The organism is Listeria sp. SHR_NRA_18 (genome assembly GCF_003856515.1).
In the GTDB taxonomy this organism is placed as follows: Bacteria; Bacillota; Bacilli; order Lactobacillales; family Listeriaceae; genus Listeria_A; species Listeria_A newyorkensis.
In genome coordinates this window covers 330,332-349,402 of sequence record NZ_QPKR01000002.1, presented here as the reverse complement: position 1 = coordinate 349,402, position 19,071 = coordinate 330,332, and the positions used below count along the sequence as shown (strand labels likewise).

At 40.8% G+C, this 19,071-nt stretch carries 9 protein-coding genes; 2 read left to right on the top strand and 7 right to left on the bottom strand.

Annotation, left to right across the window (positions count from 1 at the left end; genetic code table 11):
* From DUK53_RS05670 to DUK53_RS05640, 7 genes are all read right to left on the bottom strand, one after another.
* Positions 1-982 (bottom strand): toxin Cry1Ac domain D-VI-related protein (locus DUK53_RS05670; protein WP_201740713.1); only part of this gene is annotated, 982 nt, incomplete at its 3' end.
* Positions 983-1,527: 545 nt separating this feature from the next.
* The gene (locus DUK53_RS05665; RefSeq protein ID WP_124892615.1) at positions 1,528-1,770 is read right to left on the bottom strand and encodes a hypothetical protein; all 243 of its coding nucleotides are present in this window, start codon (positions 1,768-1,770) and stop codon (positions 1,528-1,530) included.
* A 751-nt stretch (positions 1,771-2,521) separates the two neighbouring features.
* The gene (locus tag DUK53_RS05660) at positions 2,522-7,108 is read right to left on the bottom strand and encodes an Ig-like domain-containing protein (RefSeq protein ID WP_052164965.1); all 4,587 of its coding nucleotides are present in this window, start codon (positions 7,106-7,108) and stop codon (positions 2,522-2,524) included.
* 120 nt (positions 7,109-7,228) lie between these two features.
* Positions 7,229-7,918, bottom strand: coding sequence for a Crp/Fnr family transcriptional regulator (locus DUK53_RS05655; RefSeq protein WP_036092944.1), 690 nt, complete (start codon positions 7,916-7,918; stop codon positions 7,229-7,231).
* A gap of 592 nt (positions 7,919-8,510) precedes the next feature.
* Positions 8,511-11,954 (bottom strand): isopeptide-forming domain-containing fimbrial protein, encoded by a 3,444-nt coding sequence (locus DUK53_RS17955; RefSeq protein WP_124892613.1) that lies wholly within the window; start codon positions 11,952-11,954, stop codon positions 8,511-8,513.
* Between the two features lie 639 nt (positions 11,955-12,593).
* Positions 12,594-14,687: a MucBP domain-containing protein gene (locus DUK53_RS05645; protein ID WP_036130556.1), complete on the bottom strand. Its 2,094-nt coding sequence runs from the start codon at positions 14,685-14,687 to the stop codon at positions 12,594-12,596.
* Positions 14,668-18,087 (bottom strand): leucine-rich repeat domain-containing protein, encoded by a 3,420-nt coding sequence (locus DUK53_RS05640; RefSeq protein ID WP_036130558.1) that lies wholly within the window; start codon positions 18,085-18,087, stop codon positions 14,668-14,670. The genes DUK53_RS05645 and DUK53_RS05640 overlap by 20 nt, the downstream gene beginning before the upstream one ends.
* Positions 18,088-18,465: 378 nt before the next feature.
* On the opposite strand from DUK53_RS05640, the gene DUK53_RS05635 reads away from it, so the two are divergent.
* Together DUK53_RS05635 and DUK53_RS05630 are read left to right on the top strand one after the other, a co-directional pair.
* Positions 18,466-18,672, top strand: coding sequence for a hypothetical protein (locus tag DUK53_RS05635; protein WP_124892611.1), 207 nt, complete (start codon positions 18,466-18,468; stop codon positions 18,670-18,672).
* Complete coding sequence (locus DUK53_RS05630) at positions 18,639-18,869, top strand: Tn3 family transposase (RefSeq protein ID WP_081964410.1); 231 nt, start codon at positions 18,639-18,641, stop codon at positions 18,867-18,869. The genes DUK53_RS05635 and DUK53_RS05630 overlap by 34 nt, the downstream gene beginning before the upstream one ends.
* Positions 18,870-19,071 lie beyond the last annotated feature (202 nt).

Sequence of the window (19,071 nt, the reverse complement as noted above, 5' to 3'; positions counted from 1 at the left end):
CTTGATCTGTTGTATCTTTAATCGTTCCTGTTACGTCACCATTGGTGAATAAATCTTTCACGCTGGCTTCTGCTGCTTCTTGGCGTGCTTTTTCTGCCGCCGCTGCTGCTTGTTTCGCTTCTAGTTGTTTCTTCGCTTCGTCTAGCTCTTTTTGTAGTGCTGCTTTCTTCGTTGCATCTGTTACAGCATCAACAACTTTTTGCGCTTTATCAATCGCTGCTTGATTCGTTGTATCTTTAATCGTTCCTGTTACATCACCATTGGTGAATAAATCTTTCACGCTGGCTTCCGCTGCTTCTTGGCGTGCTTTTTCTTCTTCTTTTGCCAATTGATTACTAGATTTACCAATAGTTAAATTATCGAAAACCACTGACTTAGAAACATTCCCCGCAGTGTTTAATTGGAAAAATACATCTGTTTCGCTTCGATCAGCTATAAATGTAAACTGAGTGAAACCAGCTAGTCTATTTTGTGCGGCTATGCCTGTTTGTTCGATACTACCATTTGTTCTTCTCACACCAAATAAAAAGTTGCTTACTGATGGTTGATTTATGGGTGTTTGAACATAGTCTAATGCTATCGTATACTCTTTTCCTATCTCTGTTTTGATAGTTTGTACCAGCGTATTTACAACAGATCCTTGACTCCCAATTGTTAAGTTTCCTTCTCCAGTACTAGCTACAGAATGCGTGGGAACGGTGTTACTTCTCCAACCATTTTCTATCTTAGACCAATAGTCCCCCTTATTGACTAGCACTGCATTTTCTACGGTTGTGCCCGATTGCCAATGGACTAACCGATGCGTTGTAGGATCTATCTCAACCGATGTTGTCAGTAAATTAGGATTGTTCGCTGACAGAACTGCTGCTGTACTATTTGCTTCTTCCGCAGCGTAACCTTTTGTTGATAAAACATTCAATGGTGTTACAACGGTTGTTCCTAAAATGGAGGCAATCGCCAATATACTAATTACTTTTTTCATTTTTTTTCTACTCATATCTTTTAAATCCCACTTTCTTATTCTCTAATTTGTTTAATTATTTTCTAACATAGCTCCGTTACACAAAAACCACTCCTTTCATTTGAATTAAATAGGGAATATTCCAATATTTACACTATCTCTAAAAACATATCCGATAGTTCTTGGATATCGAATATTTCGATGGGACAATATTTGTATCTGATCAACTGTTCTTCTTCTAATTGATTCAATATTTTAATGGCACTCTACCTCTTACGACAACAATAGACACCAATGTAATAGCTAGTCATTCCTCTTGGCAAAATATACTTCACTCCTGTTTTAACACCCATTTCCAAAGCTAACTTTCTGAGTAATAGAATAACTCTGTCCCTTATTTGGTATTGAAACTGTGCGGAATATATATTCTCGGTGATTTAAATCATGGATAATTTCAAGTAAAGCATCCGTAAAAAATGGCGTTTCTCTAATATCTCTAAAACAACGCTTGTATCAATACGAATCAACGTAGTCCTCGTAATTGCAGAGAAATCAAATTTTTCATTTTATGAAAACTCTTTATTTAAAATAATATTGTCTTTAGTTAGAAATGAGGTACAGATGATTAGCTGTGCTAGTATCCCTGACTCTAAGATGTAGATATACTGACTATCCTTTTGACTTATCCATTCGCCTTTTTCCACTATGCTTTTCTCTTTCTTGTCATGGAATAGTGGATCTCCGGCAAGGATAAATTGAAGGATGCTATCTTCTTTCATCAGCAATCCATGTACATCTAGATAATTCACTCTTCTCATTCCCCACCTAGATTACTTAGTTTATTATAGCTTAAGCATTTTTAACAAAGAACAGCTTTCTTTTAAGATTTGTTACTTAAAATTTGTATTATCTTAACCCTCAAATATTCTAGAAATCCGAAGTCCTTGTTATTGATGATTAGAAAGTAATCGTATCAAGTAACTTGAACACTTTAGTTGCCTGTAAAATTTATTACGAAATTGTGTCTTTGTTTATAATGTCATAAGGAATGATTGAAAGAAATTTTGCTAGGAATGCTTCCCTTATCATGATTGAGTATTGCAAAGATAGATACTATATTAAGTTCTTTTATTTTGGGCTAAGCTCTATAATTCAATGATATAGGATTTTAATTTGGTATAACGTAAAATTTTATACCTTTCTTATTATTTTTTTAAAATTATTTTTTTATAAAAAAGTCTTTAAAATCGGTACTTAAATGTCATTTTTCTAATCCCTTTTACTTACTTATATTTCCTTTAGACATATTTTAGACAAAATATGCTTCTAAATACGAATTAGTTAGATATACAATGCCTCGAAAATAGTCTGGTCCATACTAGCTGGTAATACTTCTAGTGGGCTCCTACTACGCCTGTAACTCGCACGTTGACGATTAGTTGTGCATTTCTATTTTTTGTTAGGAAAAAATACGTATCAAAAATCTAAATTCAGATTTTTGATACGTATTTTTATAGGTCAGAGAACCTTTTGTCTCAGACTCTATAACCCCATTAAAACTTATATCTCAAACTTTGCTGATAATTCGCTGTTCATGCGTTTATCACTATTCTTTGCTGCTGCCTGAACATTTGTCGTACCTGGTGCTACATAACTACGGAATGATAGGCTACCATCCGGATTTGTTGTCATTTGTGATGCTGAAATCGTACGTTTTGCAACGCCGCCTTCATAAATAACAACGGTTTCTGTTCCTTTTACAGCTGTACCAACGATGTAGTTACCATCCATACGTTCTAGTGTCGGCGCATCTAGTTTCGCAACAGCTGATTCTGTAACTTTAACTGTGGAAACACGCAATGCGTTGTATCCATTTGCGTCTTTGATTTCAATCTTCACTTCTGTTCCTAATGCTTGTTTACCAATAGATGATTGGAAAGTTCCGTCTGCTGCTATAGTACCCGTTTTCACTGCTACTCCGCCAATGCTTACACGGAAAAAAGTTGCTGATCCTGCTGTTACATGACCTTTTATGACATCATCATCTACTGTTAGTGGGCCCAGAACTGGTTTTTCATCGTTTATAATGTTAACCTTCACACGAGCTACTTCTACTTTTCCACTATATCCTACGACTTCTACCTCAGAGCCTTCTTTGATGAGGCCATTTGTTGCGATGCTGTATGTCCCATTAGTGATTTGACCTACTTTTACAATGGCACCATCAATAGATAAGCGAACACTATCAATGCCACTACCTACTGTTCCTGTGATTGTTGCTGTTGAAATACCTGCATCATTTGCTTTCAAAAGATTGGAAAGATCATCTTTTCCTGCTACTATCGCTGTTGCTATTTTTCCTTCTTTACCTTTTGCATCTACAGGACGTACTTCGAAAGTGACACCCGTGTTTAAGCCTAAGCCATATGTGTCAAACTTGTAATTACCTAAAGCGTCTGGTGTCGCACGTTTCACACGAACGCCATTCACGTAAAGAGATACGGTTGCTGTTCCAACGCTTACTTTACCTGTTACATAGCTATCTAAATACGTATATTTATCAATCGTTGGGGCATCTAAAACTGCATTTCGATTGTTTAATTGTTTTTGCGCTTCATCTAGATTTTTTTGTAGTTCTGCTTTTTTCGTTGGATCTGTGACAGCATCAACGACTTTTTGTGCTTTATCAATCGCTGCTTGATCTGTTGCATCTTTGATGGTTCCTGTCACGTCATCATTATTGAATAAATCTTTCACGCTTTTTTCCGCTACTTCTTGACGTGCTTTTTCTTCTGCTGCCGCTTTTCTCGCATCTAGTTGTTTTTGCGCTTCATCTAGATTTTTTTGTAGCTCTGCTTTTTTCGTTGCATCTTTGACAGTATCAACGACTTTTTGTGCTTTATCAATCGCTGCTTGATCGGTTACATCTTTGATGGTTCCTGTCACGTCATCATTATTGAATAAATCTTTCACGCTTTTTTCTGCGGCTTCTTGGCGTGCTTTTTCTGCTGCTGCTGCATTTTTCGCATCTAGTTGTTTCTGCGCTTCATCTAGATTTTTTTGTAGTTCTGCTTTTTTCGTTGCATCTTTGACAGCATCAACATCTTTTTGCGCTTTATCAATCGCTGCTTGATCTGTTGTATCTTTGATAGTTCCTGTCACGTCACCGTTATTGAATAAATCTTTCACGCTTTTTTCCGCGGCTTCTTGAGTAACCGTTGTTGATGCGCTCGATGTCTTACCATCTTTCGTAGCAGTTGTTGTTACGACCGTGTTTGCTGCTTGTTTCGGAATCGTCAAGCTATAGTTGCCGTCTGACCCTACTATTCCTGTTGCAATTGTTGTCGAGCCTGCTTTCACCACGATTGCTGCATTTGGTTCTGCTTTTCCTGAAACAGACACTGAATCTGTTGTAAGGGCGCTGATTGTTGTCGCCGCAATGTTTTTACCTGCTGCTACTGTTGTAGAAGCAGTTGAAGTTTTATCCGATTTTGTTGCTGTTGCAGTTACGGTTGTCCCTTCAGTCTGCTTAGGAATGGTCATGCTGTATTTACCATCTGATCCTACTGTTCCTGATCCGATTGTTTTTCCTTCTGCATCTTTGATAACAATCGCAGCATTTGGTTCTGCTGTTCCGGTTGCTACGGTTGCATCGGCTGTTAGTGTATCAATTGTTGTTGGCGTGATACCATCACGTATTACGGTTGTGTTTGCACTTGATGTTTTACCATTAGAAGTAGCTACAGCTGTCACAACAGTTCCTTCTGCTTGTTTCGCAATGGTTAAACTGTAAATGCCATCTGATCCAACACGACCTTTTGTCAATTCCTTACCATCTTGATCCGTTAAAACAATAGTTGCGTTTGGTTCTGCTGTTCCTGAAGCAGACGTGGAATCTGTCGTAAGGGAATTAATCGTTGTTTGATCAATACCATTACGTGCCACAATAGTCGATGCTGTGGATCTAAATTCCCCTAAAGAAGCTGTTGCCGTAAGAATCGTTCCTTCTGATTGTTTTGGAATCGTCAAACTATACACGCCATCTGATCCTACGCGACCTGTTGCCAGTTCCTTACCATCTGAATCTTTTACAACAAGTGTTGAGTTAGCCTCCGCTGTTCCTGAAACTGATGTTGACTCTGTGGTAACTTCGTTAATCGTTGTTTGATTAATTTCACCACGAACGACCGTTGTTTGAGCGATAGACATTTTTCCAGCTGATTTCGCTGTCACTTTTACAACTGTTCCTTCTGCTTGTTTAGGAATTGTGATGCTGTAGTTACCATCTGATCCTACTTTTCCAGATCCAATAATAGAATCATTTGCTGTGATTTCAATGTTGGCATTTGGTTCTGCTGTTCCGATTGCTACAGTTGACTTTGTTGTTAACGCTGCAATCGCTGTTTGTGCAATATCACCCTGTGTTACTGTTTCTGTTGCTGAAGAAGTAACTTCTCCAAGTGTTGCTGTTGCTGTTACTCTTGTACCAACGTCTTGTTGTAAAATAGTAATGCTATAGTTACCATCTGATCCTACTTTTCCAGATCCAATGACAGAACCATTTGCTTTGATCTCAATGTTTGCATTTGGTTCTGCTGTACCTGTTGCTTTAGTTGAATCTGTTGTTAAAGGTGCAATTGTTGTTTGTGCAATGGCAGCTTGTTTAATAATTGTTGTCGCAGAAGAGTTGCCAGCTGTTGCTGTTACTTGTGTTCCTGCAGCTTGTTTGGGAATTGTAATGCTGTAGTAACCTTCTGATCCTACTTTACCTGTTCCTAAAGTAGTTCCAGCAGCATTCTTAATAACGATTGTTGCATTTGGTTCTGCTACACCTGTTGCTTTTATTGAATCTGTAGTAAGCTCATCAATTGTAGTTTTAGCAATATATATATCTGAATAGCTACCGCCAAAAAGTTTTGCTGTTGTTTTACTTACAAATTGCGATTGGAATTGAGCACTGTTTGAAGTCAAATTCTTTTGACTTAAATTCCCTTTATCCCACCCAGATAAATCCAATGTTGCTGTTGTAAAGTCATTATAGCTACGTGTTGGTTCTACACTATTGGTTAAACCTGAATCCCAAGTTGATAGCCCTTTATCGGAATTGATATTAATTTTTGTTGAAGCTCCTGCATAGTTCGCAAAAACAGAACCTGTACTATTCGTATTTGTAATGGCAAAATTGGAACCGTTCTCAAATACTAATTTACCACCCGTTTGAACTGTTCCTTGTGTTCCTTTTGAAATCGCAGTAAAATCAGCCCCTGATTGAACTGTCAAGTTACCGTTTGTAATGGAAATACCTTCTTCAGCCGTACTACCTCCAGTAGCCTTAAATTTAGCCCCTGTTTTAACAAGCATATCTCCACCGTCTGCATAAATCGCTTGCTGATTTTGAGATGATAGTTCCATATTACCCGCTATAGAAATTTGTGCACTAGCACTAGTAGCATGGATAGTTTTATATCGTGAAGCCACTTTCACATCAGAATTTTTTTCTTGAGTTAGATTTCCATGTACCCAAAATGCCGAGTATCCGGGAGCTTCAACTGAGGAGACATCCATGGATGCGCCCTCTTTAATTAAAAGGTTTTTCCCTTCAAAAATTTCACCTGATGTGGAACTTCCTGTGTATCTCCCTTCTATAATAATTGTACCGTTAGCGTTATACATACATTGCTTACCACTAGAACTTACATTCTTAAAAGTGACCTCTACATTTGCAGCCACCGAATAGAAAAGCGTATAAATATTTTGATTAATTATTGTTAAGTCTTCTACGCGATTGACTGAATCTGCTTTCAAAAGTTGGATATCAAAATTGTTCATATTAATCGTATGCCCGTTACCGTATAAGTTTTTTTGTGTTTCTACGTTAATGCTTCCTGTTAATTTAATATCTGCTGTTAATTTAATGTCTGTTATAGTTTTACTTAATAATGCTGTTTTTAAATCAGCCAATGTCGCTACTTCAGTTGCGCCAGCAGGCACTGTTGATACGCTATTTGTTTCTGCTGCGAAGATGTTTGTTGGTAATACTGTAACTACTTGACTTGCCATAACAGTAGCGACTAGTAAAGCCTTAGCTGCTTGTTTCATTTTTTTTGTAGATAAAACGTTTTGATAATTTGTCTGTTTCGATTTCATGTAAAATTTCTCCCACTTTCTTATCTCTAGTTTTCGTCTCATTTAAATTAGTCTCTAACTTAGCGCCGTTACATAAAGACCACTCCTTTCATTTGAATTAGATAGGGAATATTCCAATATTTATACTGTTTCTAAAGATATATTTGCTAGTTCTTTAATATCGAATATTTCAATTGGACAATGTTTATATCTAATTAACTGCTCTTCTTCCAGATGATTCAATATTTTAATAGCGCTTTGCCTCGTGCATCCACAATAGGCAGCAATATAATAGCTGGTAATACCTCTTGGAAGTATATGCTTTTCTCCATTTTTGATACCCAGCTCTAAAGCTAACTTTTTGAGTAGTAAAATAACTCTGTCTTTTATTTGATACTGAAACTGTGAAGAAAATATATATTCGCGTTGGTTTAAATCATGAATAATTTCAAGAAGCACATCTGTAAAAAAAGGTGTTTTCTCTAATATTTCTAAAACGATGCTTGTTTCAATCCGAACTAGCGTAGCCCTGGTAATTGCAGAGAAATCAAATTTTTCATTTTGTGAAAACTTTTTATTTAAAATAATATTATCTTTTGTTAAAAATGAAGTACAGATGATTTGCTTCCTAACATCATTCCTACCAATTAATTGTGCTAATATTCCTGATTCCAAGATGTAAATATACTGACTGTCCTTTTGATTTATCCACTCGCCTTTTTCCAATACAAGTTTTTCTTTATTGTTATGAAATAGTGGATCTGAGGCAAGGATAAATTGAAAGATATTACCCTCTTTCATCAGTAGCTCATGTACATCTAGATAATTCACTCTTCTCATCCCCTTCCTAGATTACTTAATTTATTATAGCTTAAGCATTTTTAACAAAGAACAGCTTTTTTTTAAGATTTATTACTTAAAATTTGTATTATCTTAATCCTCCAATATTCTAGAAATCATAAGTTATTGTTATTGCTGATTAGAAAGTAATCGTATCAAGTAACTTGAACACTTTATTGATTCGTAAAAAATATTACGAAATTGTGTCTTTGCTTACTTTAGTATGGAGGAATGTTTGAAAGAAATTTTCAAAGACAGATTCCCCTCATTTGATTGATTATTGTAAAGATACATATATTTTATGTTGTGCTGGACTCTATAATTCAATGATATAGGATTCTTATTTTGTATAACGTAAAATTTTTTACCTTTTTATTGTTTTTTTAAAATTATTTTTTTATAAAAAAAGGCTGTAAAATGGGCATTTTAATTTGATTTTCCTTATCCCTTTTACTTTTATAATTCCTTTAGACATATTTTAGACAAAGTACGCTTCTAATTACGAATGATTTGATATAATCCCCTAAAAAACAACTCCTTGCTAGCTTTCGCAGGCAAGGAGTCAGACTCTGTCCTATCTATATTATGCTTTTCTATACTGTCTTACAACTACTGCTCCTAGGATGAAGAGAATCGCTGCGCCTAATAGAATCCAGATGTACTCTAATGCGTCACCTGTACTTGGTAGGAAGCTTGTCGATGCTGGTGTGTTGTCTTTCTCTTTATTCTCCGTCACTTTCATTTCTGCTGTTTTTTCTGCTTGTTTTGTTGACTTGCTTTCTTCTTTTGTTTGGTTTTCTTTGTTAACTGATTTCTCTTGATTAGCTGGTGTTTCTTTTGCAGGTGGTACGGTTGTTTCTTTCGTTGGGTTTTCTGGTGTTTTTGGTGTTTCTTCTGATGGATTTTCTGGTGTTTCTTGAACTGGTACTGCTGGCGTTGGTGGAGTTACTGTTGGAATTTCTGACTGAATCATATCGCCTTCGTTCGCAAAAGCTAGGTCTGCTTGGTTTGGAATACCTCCGTCTTTAATGAATGGGGCTAATTGCTCGTCTGTTACGTCTTGTTTGATCGTTGTTGTCACAGTCATTGTATAGATGTGGCCTGCCAGGTAGGCAAAGCTATCGTCTTTTTTGTTCATCGTGAAGGTAATTAAGTTATTTTCTTCTGTGATGGTGCCGTTTTCTGTTACATCGTTGCCGTTTTCGTCGGTGATTTGGATGTTTTCGATTGCTAGTACGTCGTTGATTTGGTCTGTGATGATGGCTTGGTTCCAGCTTGCTGTTTGGTTACCAAATGCGGTGTGGACGTTCCAGTTGAAAGCGTCGTTGCGGTTCGCTAGCTCTAGGTGGTCTTTGCCTTCGATGTCTTTGCTGATTTCTGGGTTCACTGGTGGTGGTGTTACGGTTGGGATTTCCGATTGGATCATATCGCCTTCGTTACCAAATGCTAGCTCCGCTTGGTTTGGAATCCCGCCGTCTTGGATGAATGGGGCTAATTGCTCGTCTGTTACGCCTTCTTTGATGGTTGTTGTGACAGTCATCGTGTAGGTGTGGCCTGCCAGGTACGCAAAGCTATCGTCTTTTTTGTTCATCGTGAAGGTAATGAGATTGTTTTCTTCTGTTAGCGTACCATTTTCTGTCACGTCGTTGCCGTCTTCATCTGTGATTTGGATCTTTTCAATCGCTAGTAAGTTGTTGATTTGGTCTGTGATAATCGCTTGATTCCAGCTTGCTGTTTGGTTACCAAATGCGGTGTGGACATTCCAGTCGAATGCATCGTTACGGTTCGCTAGCTCTAGGTGGTCTTTGCCTTCGATGTCTTTGCTGATTTCTGGATTCACTGGTGGTGGTGTTACTTTTGGAATTTCTGATACGATTTTCCCGCTATTGTTGAAAGCTAATTCTGCTTGGTTTGGAATCCCACCGTCTTGGATGAATGGCGCTAGTTGCTCGTCTGTTACGCCGTCTTTGATTTTTGTTTGGATGTTCATCGTGTACGTTTGGCCCGATAGGAACGCGTAGCTGTTGTTTTTCTTGTTGATGGTGAATGTGATTAGGTTGTTTTCTTCTGTGAGTGTGCCGTTTCCTGTCACATCGTTGCCTTGTGCGTCTGTGATTTGAATGTTTTCAATCTCTAAAAGGTCGTTGATTTGATCGGTTAGTACGGCTTTTGTCCATGTCGCTGTGTTGTTGCCAAACTTCGTGTCTACGTTCCAGACGAATGAATCGTCGCGGTTTGTTAGTTCTAGTGATTGGCTAGCTGTGGCTGGTGCGCCTTCTAGTTGAGCCATGATGTTCCAGTCAAATGCTTGGTGTGCTGCGACATTTTTGTGGATTTCTGGTACGTCGATTTTCGTATTTTTGTGCGTCAGTGTGATCATTTGGCCTGCGTTGGCTGCTGTGATTTCGAAGGCGATGGGTGTTTTATCCAGGATATAACCAGTTGGTGCTGTCATTTCAACCAGACTGTATTTTCCAAGGGCAAGATCATTGATTGTCAGCGTACCGTTGGCTTCTGTCGTTACCGTCTTAATGGGTGTCCCAGCGGCGTTAAGCAAGTGATACGTAGCACCGGCTAATGTCTTGTTGGTAGCTGCTGCATCGACTTTGCGTAGTTGTACGCTACCTGTTGGATCTGGCTCTGGAATTGGGTCTGGATCTGGTGTTTCTGTTTCTGGCTCTTCTGGTATTTCTACTGGTGGTGTCTCCGTTTCTGGTTCTTCTGGCGTCTCCGTCGGTGGTATTTCTGTTGCTGGTTCTGGTTGGTTATCTACTGTAATCACCATCGTCGTGGCATGGTTGTCCGCTGTAATTTGGAACGTACGTGCTGTGGCGTCTAAGATATAACCATTTGGTGCTTTTGTTTCTACCAATCGATACGTTCCTAGGGCTAAATTATCTAATCGTGCCTTACCAGAACTATCTGTTACAAGTGTACGCTCCGTGTCCACTGTGCTTTCTAATCGGAACTCCGCACCCGCTAGTAGGTTGCTGTGATTGGTCGCATCGCGTTTGATGATTTCTATACTACCTTTTAGATCTGGTGTCTCTGTTGGTGGTGTTTCACCTGTTCCTGATCCGTCACCGCCAAAGTATTTGACTTCTGATTTCTTACTTTCACTTACGTCCGTTCCTGTTAATTTCGCCTCGTTGCCATAGGCTTGACCTGTCACTGGGTTCGCCATTTTTGTTTGGTATGTCACCGATACCGTGTCGTTGATGTTCCCTAAAGCTAACTGGAAACCTTGTGCATTGCCATTTATCAACATATTCGCTATGACAGCGTCCGCTAATTTGTTAGAGGCAATCGGATTTCCGAACCCATCCGTACCTCCTTTATAAACTGCTAAAGAGTCACGTACAAAAGTATGACCGGCACCAATTGTGTCTGTATACACAGCGTTTGGAATCGTTAACTTATCGTAATTGATGAGTACTGTCCAGTTGATTAGCGTTGGATCGTTCGCATCTACCTCGCCCCATTTGGCTAATACGTTGGCTGGTACTTCCGTTGACGGTGGACCTACTACGCCATTATCTGAAATGTTGAGTCCTATTTGCACATTACCATTCTTTGTTGGAAAATTAATCGTACTTTGTTCACCTGAAGTATTCGCAGATCTATCTACTTGCACCCAGACACGCATATCACCATGTACGTTCGTTCTTGATTCTGCATAGTCCGTGAAGGTTACTGTGATTTCATTCGTTGTCGGGTTTACTTTCGCTCTTCCTACGACATTTCCTTGTGCATCTTTTAGATCAAAGTCAAGACCAGCTTCTAGTTTTAACTCAGCAGGCATCTTCACAATCATCGTGTCGCCTGCTTTGACCGTACCATCTGGAATGGCCCAGTTGTAGTTGACCTGAATTTTTTCGCCTAAGCTAGCTGTCGTTTTATCTAAAGTTACATTGGTGATAAGGCTTGGGCCATGATTCGTGCTGGCAGAACTAAAGTTAAACGGGATAACTGTGATAGCGATAACTGCGACCATTAACATGATTAATATCTTTTTCATTTTTTTCATAAATGGATGTCTCTCCTCTATTTTTATTTTTCCATGGCTTGGATTAGGGACCTAAATTCCATCGATATATCTGGCGTTTCAAAGGAGCTATAATGGCTATACTGTAGTACTTCGGAGGCTTCGTATGTGGTCTTGTTTGCTTCTGTACACCTAATATACCATGGTGTTATCCGCCAATTGGGCTATTCCAAAAAAAGAAAATAAGAATGGAATCATCTATTTTAATTTTGATTATTCTGTTTATTATACAAAATATCTGATATTAAGGGTAGAACCAGCATCTCCGAGTAAATCGTACATTACGTAATATTCTGACTATAATGATTGGAATATCTTATGAATCGAGTTTCTTCTATATTACTATATTGGCCACAATCTCGTTAACGGATAGTGGCCACATTTTTAATGCGAAGCAAGCTATTTCTACTGGTCTTCTGTAGGCATTGTGGCTAAGCCTTCTTTAAAGGGTAAACCCTTATCAGACACACACTCTTTGTTCAGACAACAAAAAAACCATCGCGGAAAAGGCAGTAGCCGCGACGGTCAAAAAGAGAGTTTCACATTTCCATGCTTCTAAACAGATTGTTTTACCAAATAATCACTGTTGTAGTTAGATGTAGATACCTATTATTACATTATTTAAAATTTTCTTCTCCAGAGCCACATGCCACTAACGAAACAGAAAACGCCTAGGAATAGGTGTGCCATCGGTACACCGGAAGTATCCCCTGTGACTGGAAGTCGGGCTCCGATTACTTGTTGAACAGCGTCACTTCCTGCCTCCTGTATACTCGTGACAGGTAGACTCACACCTTGCTTGAGGATGGTCGCTGCTACTGGCGTAGCCGGTTTTTCATGCAACGGCACGGCTTCTGGTGTAGGTCTAGGGGGGCTTTCTTCTTGCCCGTCTTTCTTCGGTTCTACTTCTTTTCCTTGGGCGCTATAGACCACCCGAAGCGTTATCACACCTTCTCCGTATGTTCCTTTTGCCTCCGGTGTTTTCGCTAGACGGTAGCCCGGAATCGTCGGAAATGTCAACGTATAGCCTTCTCCCATTTTACCCTCATATCTATCTGGCGCGCGCAGCACCTTTCCTTTGCTATCGACATACTGCACGTCCACGATTCCTTTTGTTGCTTGTTCTGGGACATACACAAGCGTGATTTTTTGCGGTTCTACTGTATACTGACCTGTTGAGGTTGGCGCTTCCTTCACTTGATACCCAGCAATCGTTGGCCATACCAGTTCATACGCTTCTCCAATTTTACCCTCATATCTATCTGGCGCACGTAGCGCCTTTCCATCGCTATCGACATACTGCACGTCCACGATTCCTTTTGTTGCTTGTTCTGGGACATACACAAGTGTGATTTCTTGCGGTTCTAATGTATACTGACCTGTTGGGGTTGGCGCGTCCTTCACCTGATACCCAGCAATCGTTGGCCATACCAGTTCATACGCTTCTCCTACATTTCCTGTATAGACATCACTCATGCGTACTGTTTTTCCTTCTGCATCGACATAATGCACATGGACACTTCCTGTTTCGATTTTTTTATAGACAAAACGTACCGTCTGCGGTTGATCACGAAACACACCTGTCGCATTGGATGGCTCCGCCACTAAGGTATACCCATCCAATGCCTTCGCAACGGCTTCATAAGGAAACTCCTGCATCCCTTGCAAGACACTAGTTGCCGCCAACACATCCCCTGTTTCGGTTTCATACTGCACGGTAACTGGTTGACCGGCTACTTGGGGTTTCACTTCTTGATTGATGTTAATATCAAAAAACTGGTATTTATTCTTCCCCGCTAGTCCATAGCTCACATTGCCATATCCAATCCTGTTCCATTCGATCATACCATTTTTTAATTGACCAATGGTATCCCCTCGCTCACCGTCCATCCGAAAGGTCAGCTTATCCAGCGGATTTCCCAAAACATTCAGTATCCCCAGTGTTGTTGGCTTACCAACAATGGTTGATGGAGCAGTAACCGTCGTACTAATCGAATAACTAGTATCCGCTTGCTGCAGTAATGGTAAATCTTTTAGTGTCCATGCATCGTCAAAATAACCGTCAATGCTTAGATGTTTTAGATGCGTTAAGTTTCTTAGTGGCGCGATACTTGTCACACTCGTTTTATTTAACTGCAACTGTTCTAATTTCTTTAAATTAGCTAATGGCGATAAATCCGCAATCCCTTCATTCGACCATATATACAGTTCTTCTAATTGTGTTAACCCCCGCAACGGAGATAAATCTGTTACATAGCTCACGCCTCCTCCTAAATGTAGTACACGTAATTTCTTTAATGGCGCAAAGTAAGCTAAATCCGTAATATCTGCTCCATAACCACCATCATAAATAACGAACGTCTCCAAATTACGTAAGTACTGAATTCCTTCCATATTGAAAGAGAAGGTCACACCCTCTATGCCTCGATTCCAAATGTCACTCTTGGTCACGCAATCAAAATCTGCTTGGGTGACAATCCGATTATCATACTGCCCATGGGTCCTATAGAATTCATCATACGAAACCTGCATAATCTCTGGTCCAAAGGCTAACCGCGTATTCAAGTCTGGCATGATTTCTTTAAATGTTTTCCCTACGGGAAAGACAGGGCCATCTTCTGCCTGTGCTGTTTTCGGTAACCAGATGGTGCTGCCGATGACTAGCACACATAAAAATAATTTAAACCAACTAGATTTACTCCTTTGCTTGTACATATTCATACTCCTTTATCGTTTGTATTGGGGTGGTAGAAACGGGGACGATTAATCGTTCCCGCACCACGTTTCCATCCGAAGCGACTACTTCCACCACTTGTTTGGGGTTGGTTATCACGCCTTGCGCCGAGATGAGGTAGGGACGATTCGGGTCATTGGTCTGCAACGCGCCACTTTTCTTCGCGACCCCGTCCACATAGAGCACCACTTTCGTCACCCCTCGTGGGAATTGTCCCCGTACATAGGCATCGCCTAAGACATAAGGCTCCACCGTCAAGGGATCTTCGACACGGACTTTCACACGGTGTAAAATCTCCGAACTCCCACGTACCATTACCAGCTCCACGTCTTGAATCGCCGTATCAATCAATCCTTTGGCACTAATCCGATAACTGCCTGTGCTCGCATCTAATGCCCCGCTTTTCTTCGCAACCCCATTCACATACAGCACCACCTTCGTGGCTGCTGGGTCGTAAAGTCCGACAATATCCTGACTATCCAATGGATAAGGTGAAACGGTGAGCCGGTAAGATGGGATCAATAGCTGTTGCGTGACCGCATACTGATACAAGGGATTGGCATGTTTATTCCGTGCCACTAGGAGAAGCGACGATGCCCCGAGCGCTGCGCCATCCACACCAGTCACTTGAAACGTTCCCGACGCATCCACGTTTGCTGTGACGATGGGTAATCGCTTGCCGGTATCCAGATCTGCCAAATCTGCTATCGGTGCGGCATAAATATCCACCCGTGCGATATCCTTGCCAGCCTTTCCTTCCACGGTACCAAACGACGGCAACCATTGCACCTGTGTGACGCCATAAGCTGCCGCAACTCGTGTCAGCGTCGTCACACCTTCTCCGGTCGTGTCTTGGAACAGATTCGTTGCGCTACCACTATAACGATTATTCGACCGCTCTCCAAATTTCGTATCGCCAATGATGGACGGATTCCAGCTCGCGGCGACATTCCGTTCTATCCGGCTCGTCCGGTCTTTGGCGCTTGGCATCGCCGTATCTGTATGCGCATTATGCATCTCACGAAACGCAATCGGTGAAAATACATCGCGCAAACTAGGGACGGCTTTCGCTTTCCCTCCGGTGGCTGTTTCCAAATACCCAATGGCACCAAATTGATTGTCCGTGATGACAAACCCCATATTACTAGACGTCAAACTAATGCCTGCGACTTGTACCGAATGCGGTCGCTCCAATCCAATTTTATTCTGTTCGATCGTCAGCTGTCGTGTTAGCTTAGTCGCAATCCCACCAAAAAAGAGCGTATCCACTTCTCTCGGATAAATAGCGTCGATGGTATTATAGGCAATGAGGGTATCTTCTGTATACCCTTTATTGGTCTCTATTTTTGGCAATACGTTTCCTACGCTATCAAATAGAGGTGTACCATCGGTGGTTCCCCACACAACAATACCCGCTTGCGACGTTGGCGTATGGGATACCCAAGCTTCCCGATCTTGTGGTTGATTGATGCGATTGTGCGTAATCCGCACCTGTTGCGACGGGAAAAAATAGCGTTGACTATATTCTTGGCCACCAATCACAATGGCACGATCCGCACCAATGACCACATTCTCCCGAATGGTATAGTTTTGGACCGAATGCCCATCAATCCCTTCCCAATAGGGATTTTCTAACACCACATTTTTTTCTACGATGATGTCCTCACTGAGCGGAAACCGTAATTGATCTCTTACAATGATTTGTTCCGTCCCTCCGGAAACCATCGGGCGCTCTGTTTTAATTTTACGCATGGATGCCGCAATACCATAAAAGTGCGCACGGACGGAGTCGCCTTTGTCGTGGCCTAATTTTCTAACCAACGTTTGATGCATACGCACATTCTTTCCAGAGTAAACCATAATCCCATCATGCCCCATGTTATCGACGGCCATTGGATGATAGCTTGGCGTTGGCGCCTCTGTCCCTTCTATCGTGACATCATAGACTAAGTCCGCCATAATGCCTGTTCCATTAAAGTTTTGAATTTGCACATCCTGTACAACAATATCATGTTGATACTGAGATAATAAGGGGGGAATCGTCCCCTCTTGTTGATATTGCCCATGTATTGTAATACCGTTTTGATAGGTGAGACCATTTGGTGATAGTGAGCTGTTTCGTTGTCCATCTAATCGTAGTTGTTTGATGGTCGTATAGTTATACAAACGAACCAGAGAATCGTACTGGAAGCTCCGATCATCTATCCCTTTTTCGAAATACTTTGGTTGACGCGCGAGCGTTGTCGTCGTGTTTTCCCCTTGTATAGTAATCCCTTCTAAGACCCTGATTTGGCGCATCACCTGCCAATTCCCTTTCGGGATAATCAAGGTTCCTTTATGATGGTTCTGATTACTCGGTAGCTGATGCAATGCGGCTAGCGCCGTCTCAATTGTAGTAGAATTATCTAATGTGTCCTTAACTTCTTCCCCTTCCTTAAACAGAAAAAAGTTACTCCCAGCAATCTCCTGTCCATCCGCATTCAACAGTACTAAGGGGGTTCCCTCCGGTGTACTGCTTGCCGCTCGTATACCAACAGGTGGGTCTAGCTTTTCGCCACGCACCTCTTGCGTGACAAACACACTAAAAGAGGCACTACTTGCACTGCTCTCTCCATACCATGCTTTATTGGTACCAGGTGTCGTCCAATAAAAACTAGTTTCTCCTGATGGCTCCAAGTTCCCTGTAAAACCAACAGGGGACAGCGGATGGCCATCCTCATCCCAAATCGACATCCATTGGTTTTCTCCCGTTGTTGTCGCTTCCTTTGTGACTGCTTGCGATAAGGCCTGAAAACCAGGCGTCTTCACGACGGCTAAATCCCTTAAAGCACGCAAATCCATGACTTTATTCCCGGAGATGTTTAACACGGTGAGGGATGCCAAACCTGCTAATGGCGCTACATCTTCGATCTCATTGCCTACTAGGTTCACTTCTTCCAATTGTGGTAAGTCGCGCAACCTATCAATGGTTGTGATGTTTTCATTTTTCAAGGACAGCACCCGTAGCTGCTTTAATGTTTCTATTCCTTGTAAAGAATTGATTTTGCCGGTTTGATCGCCTTCTAAATAGAGCGACTCTAATGCTGGCAAATGTTCGATCCCTGTTAGATTCTGGATGCGAAGGCCACGTGTGTAGTCTGTGACCGTTTTTACGTGTGCCAATTCTTCCTCTGTTACCGAGCGATTTAAATCCATCTCTTCTTCCTCTTCGATTTCTGGATGAATCGTGCGATAGACCTCCTGCGCTAACGTGATGTCCGGAAACAAAGTACGATAGCTTTCCAACGTGCTCGCATGTACCTGTGTCTCTCCTTTGATGTCCCAACAACCAATGCCTAGCAGTATGTACAGCCACAGAAGTAATCCCTTTTTTTTAAACATGTTCTTTCTCCCCTTTTTCCTATCAAATGTCTCGTCATTGTTTAGCATACCATGTTGAAATGACCGTCCATGTCTACTATTTTTCGTTTCTCCCCTTTTTTTGTTACCATTTTGTGAACAAATAGCCTCCCATTCACGTTCATCCAGGCGAGCCACCTAGATTCCTTCACTTATTATAGCTAAAGCATTTATAAAAAAGAACCGCTTTCTTTTAAGATTTATGACTTACAAATGGCATGATCTTCCCCTCCCATATGCTTGCAATCAGACGTCATGGTGCTGGATGACTGGGGTATAATCGAATCAAGTCATCGAGACACTTTCATTGTGCATACAAAATAAGACGAAATGGTGTCTTTGTTTACATGGATAGAAGGGATGATGGAAAGAAATTTTAAGAAGCGTACGTCCCATATTGCGGTAGAACCATTAACTTCGAGTAAATGGGACACGCTAGCGTTTTCAAACACTAGGAGAAGAACAGCAAGTGATGATTTGCCTCCTTCCATCGTTCCGCAAGCGATTTCGTCTTTCTTAGCCAAGGTGGCGAAATTCGCCACAACCAGCTGGAAGAATCAGCAATAGCGATGCTCAGCCTCCAACGCATACAAAATGACATGATTTATATGAATACACTAAAAATTCAATCGGCGTTACGTAAAAAGGAATGGCAAAACAAGATGGAAACCGAAGATTATCGAGCGCTAACGTCCATGATTTACAATCATATCAATCCATATGGAGAGTTTCATATGAATATGGAAAAGAGAATACATTTATAATGAGAAAGCAAATCGAGCATCGCGTAATATTCGGAATATTACGTAATGTCCGATTTGCATGGAGATGCTGGTTCTATCCCTATTAGATTTATTTATAAAGAGAGATCATGTCGGTCTCTTTCTTCTATATAAACAATTCTTACCTTGATTGAGTTTCTTCCATAAAGATAAGGAATTACTGCAAAAAGGTACGAGCTATTGA

Excerpts from the sequence above, each read along its gene's own strand:
- DUK53_RS17955 (WP_124892613.1), bottom strand. The coding sequence starts at position 11,954 with ATGAAAAAAATGAAAAAGATATTAATCATGTTAATGGTCGCAGTTATC.
- DUK53_RS05645 (WP_036130556.1), bottom strand. The coding sequence starts at position 14,687 with ATGTACAAGCAAAGGAGTAAATCTAGTTGGTTTAAATTATTTTTATGT.
- DUK53_RS05660 (WP_052164965.1), bottom strand. The coding sequence starts at position 7,108 with ATGAAATCGAAACAGACAAATTATCAAAACGTTTTATCTACAAAAAAA.
- DUK53_RS05635 (WP_124892611.1), top strand. The coding sequence starts at position 18,466 with ATGATGGAAAGAAATTTTAAGAAGCGTACGTCCCATATTGCGGTAGAA.
- DUK53_RS05640 (WP_036130558.1), bottom strand. The coding sequence starts at position 18,087 with ATGTTTAAAAAAAAGGGATTACTTCTGTGGCTGTACATACTGCTAGGC.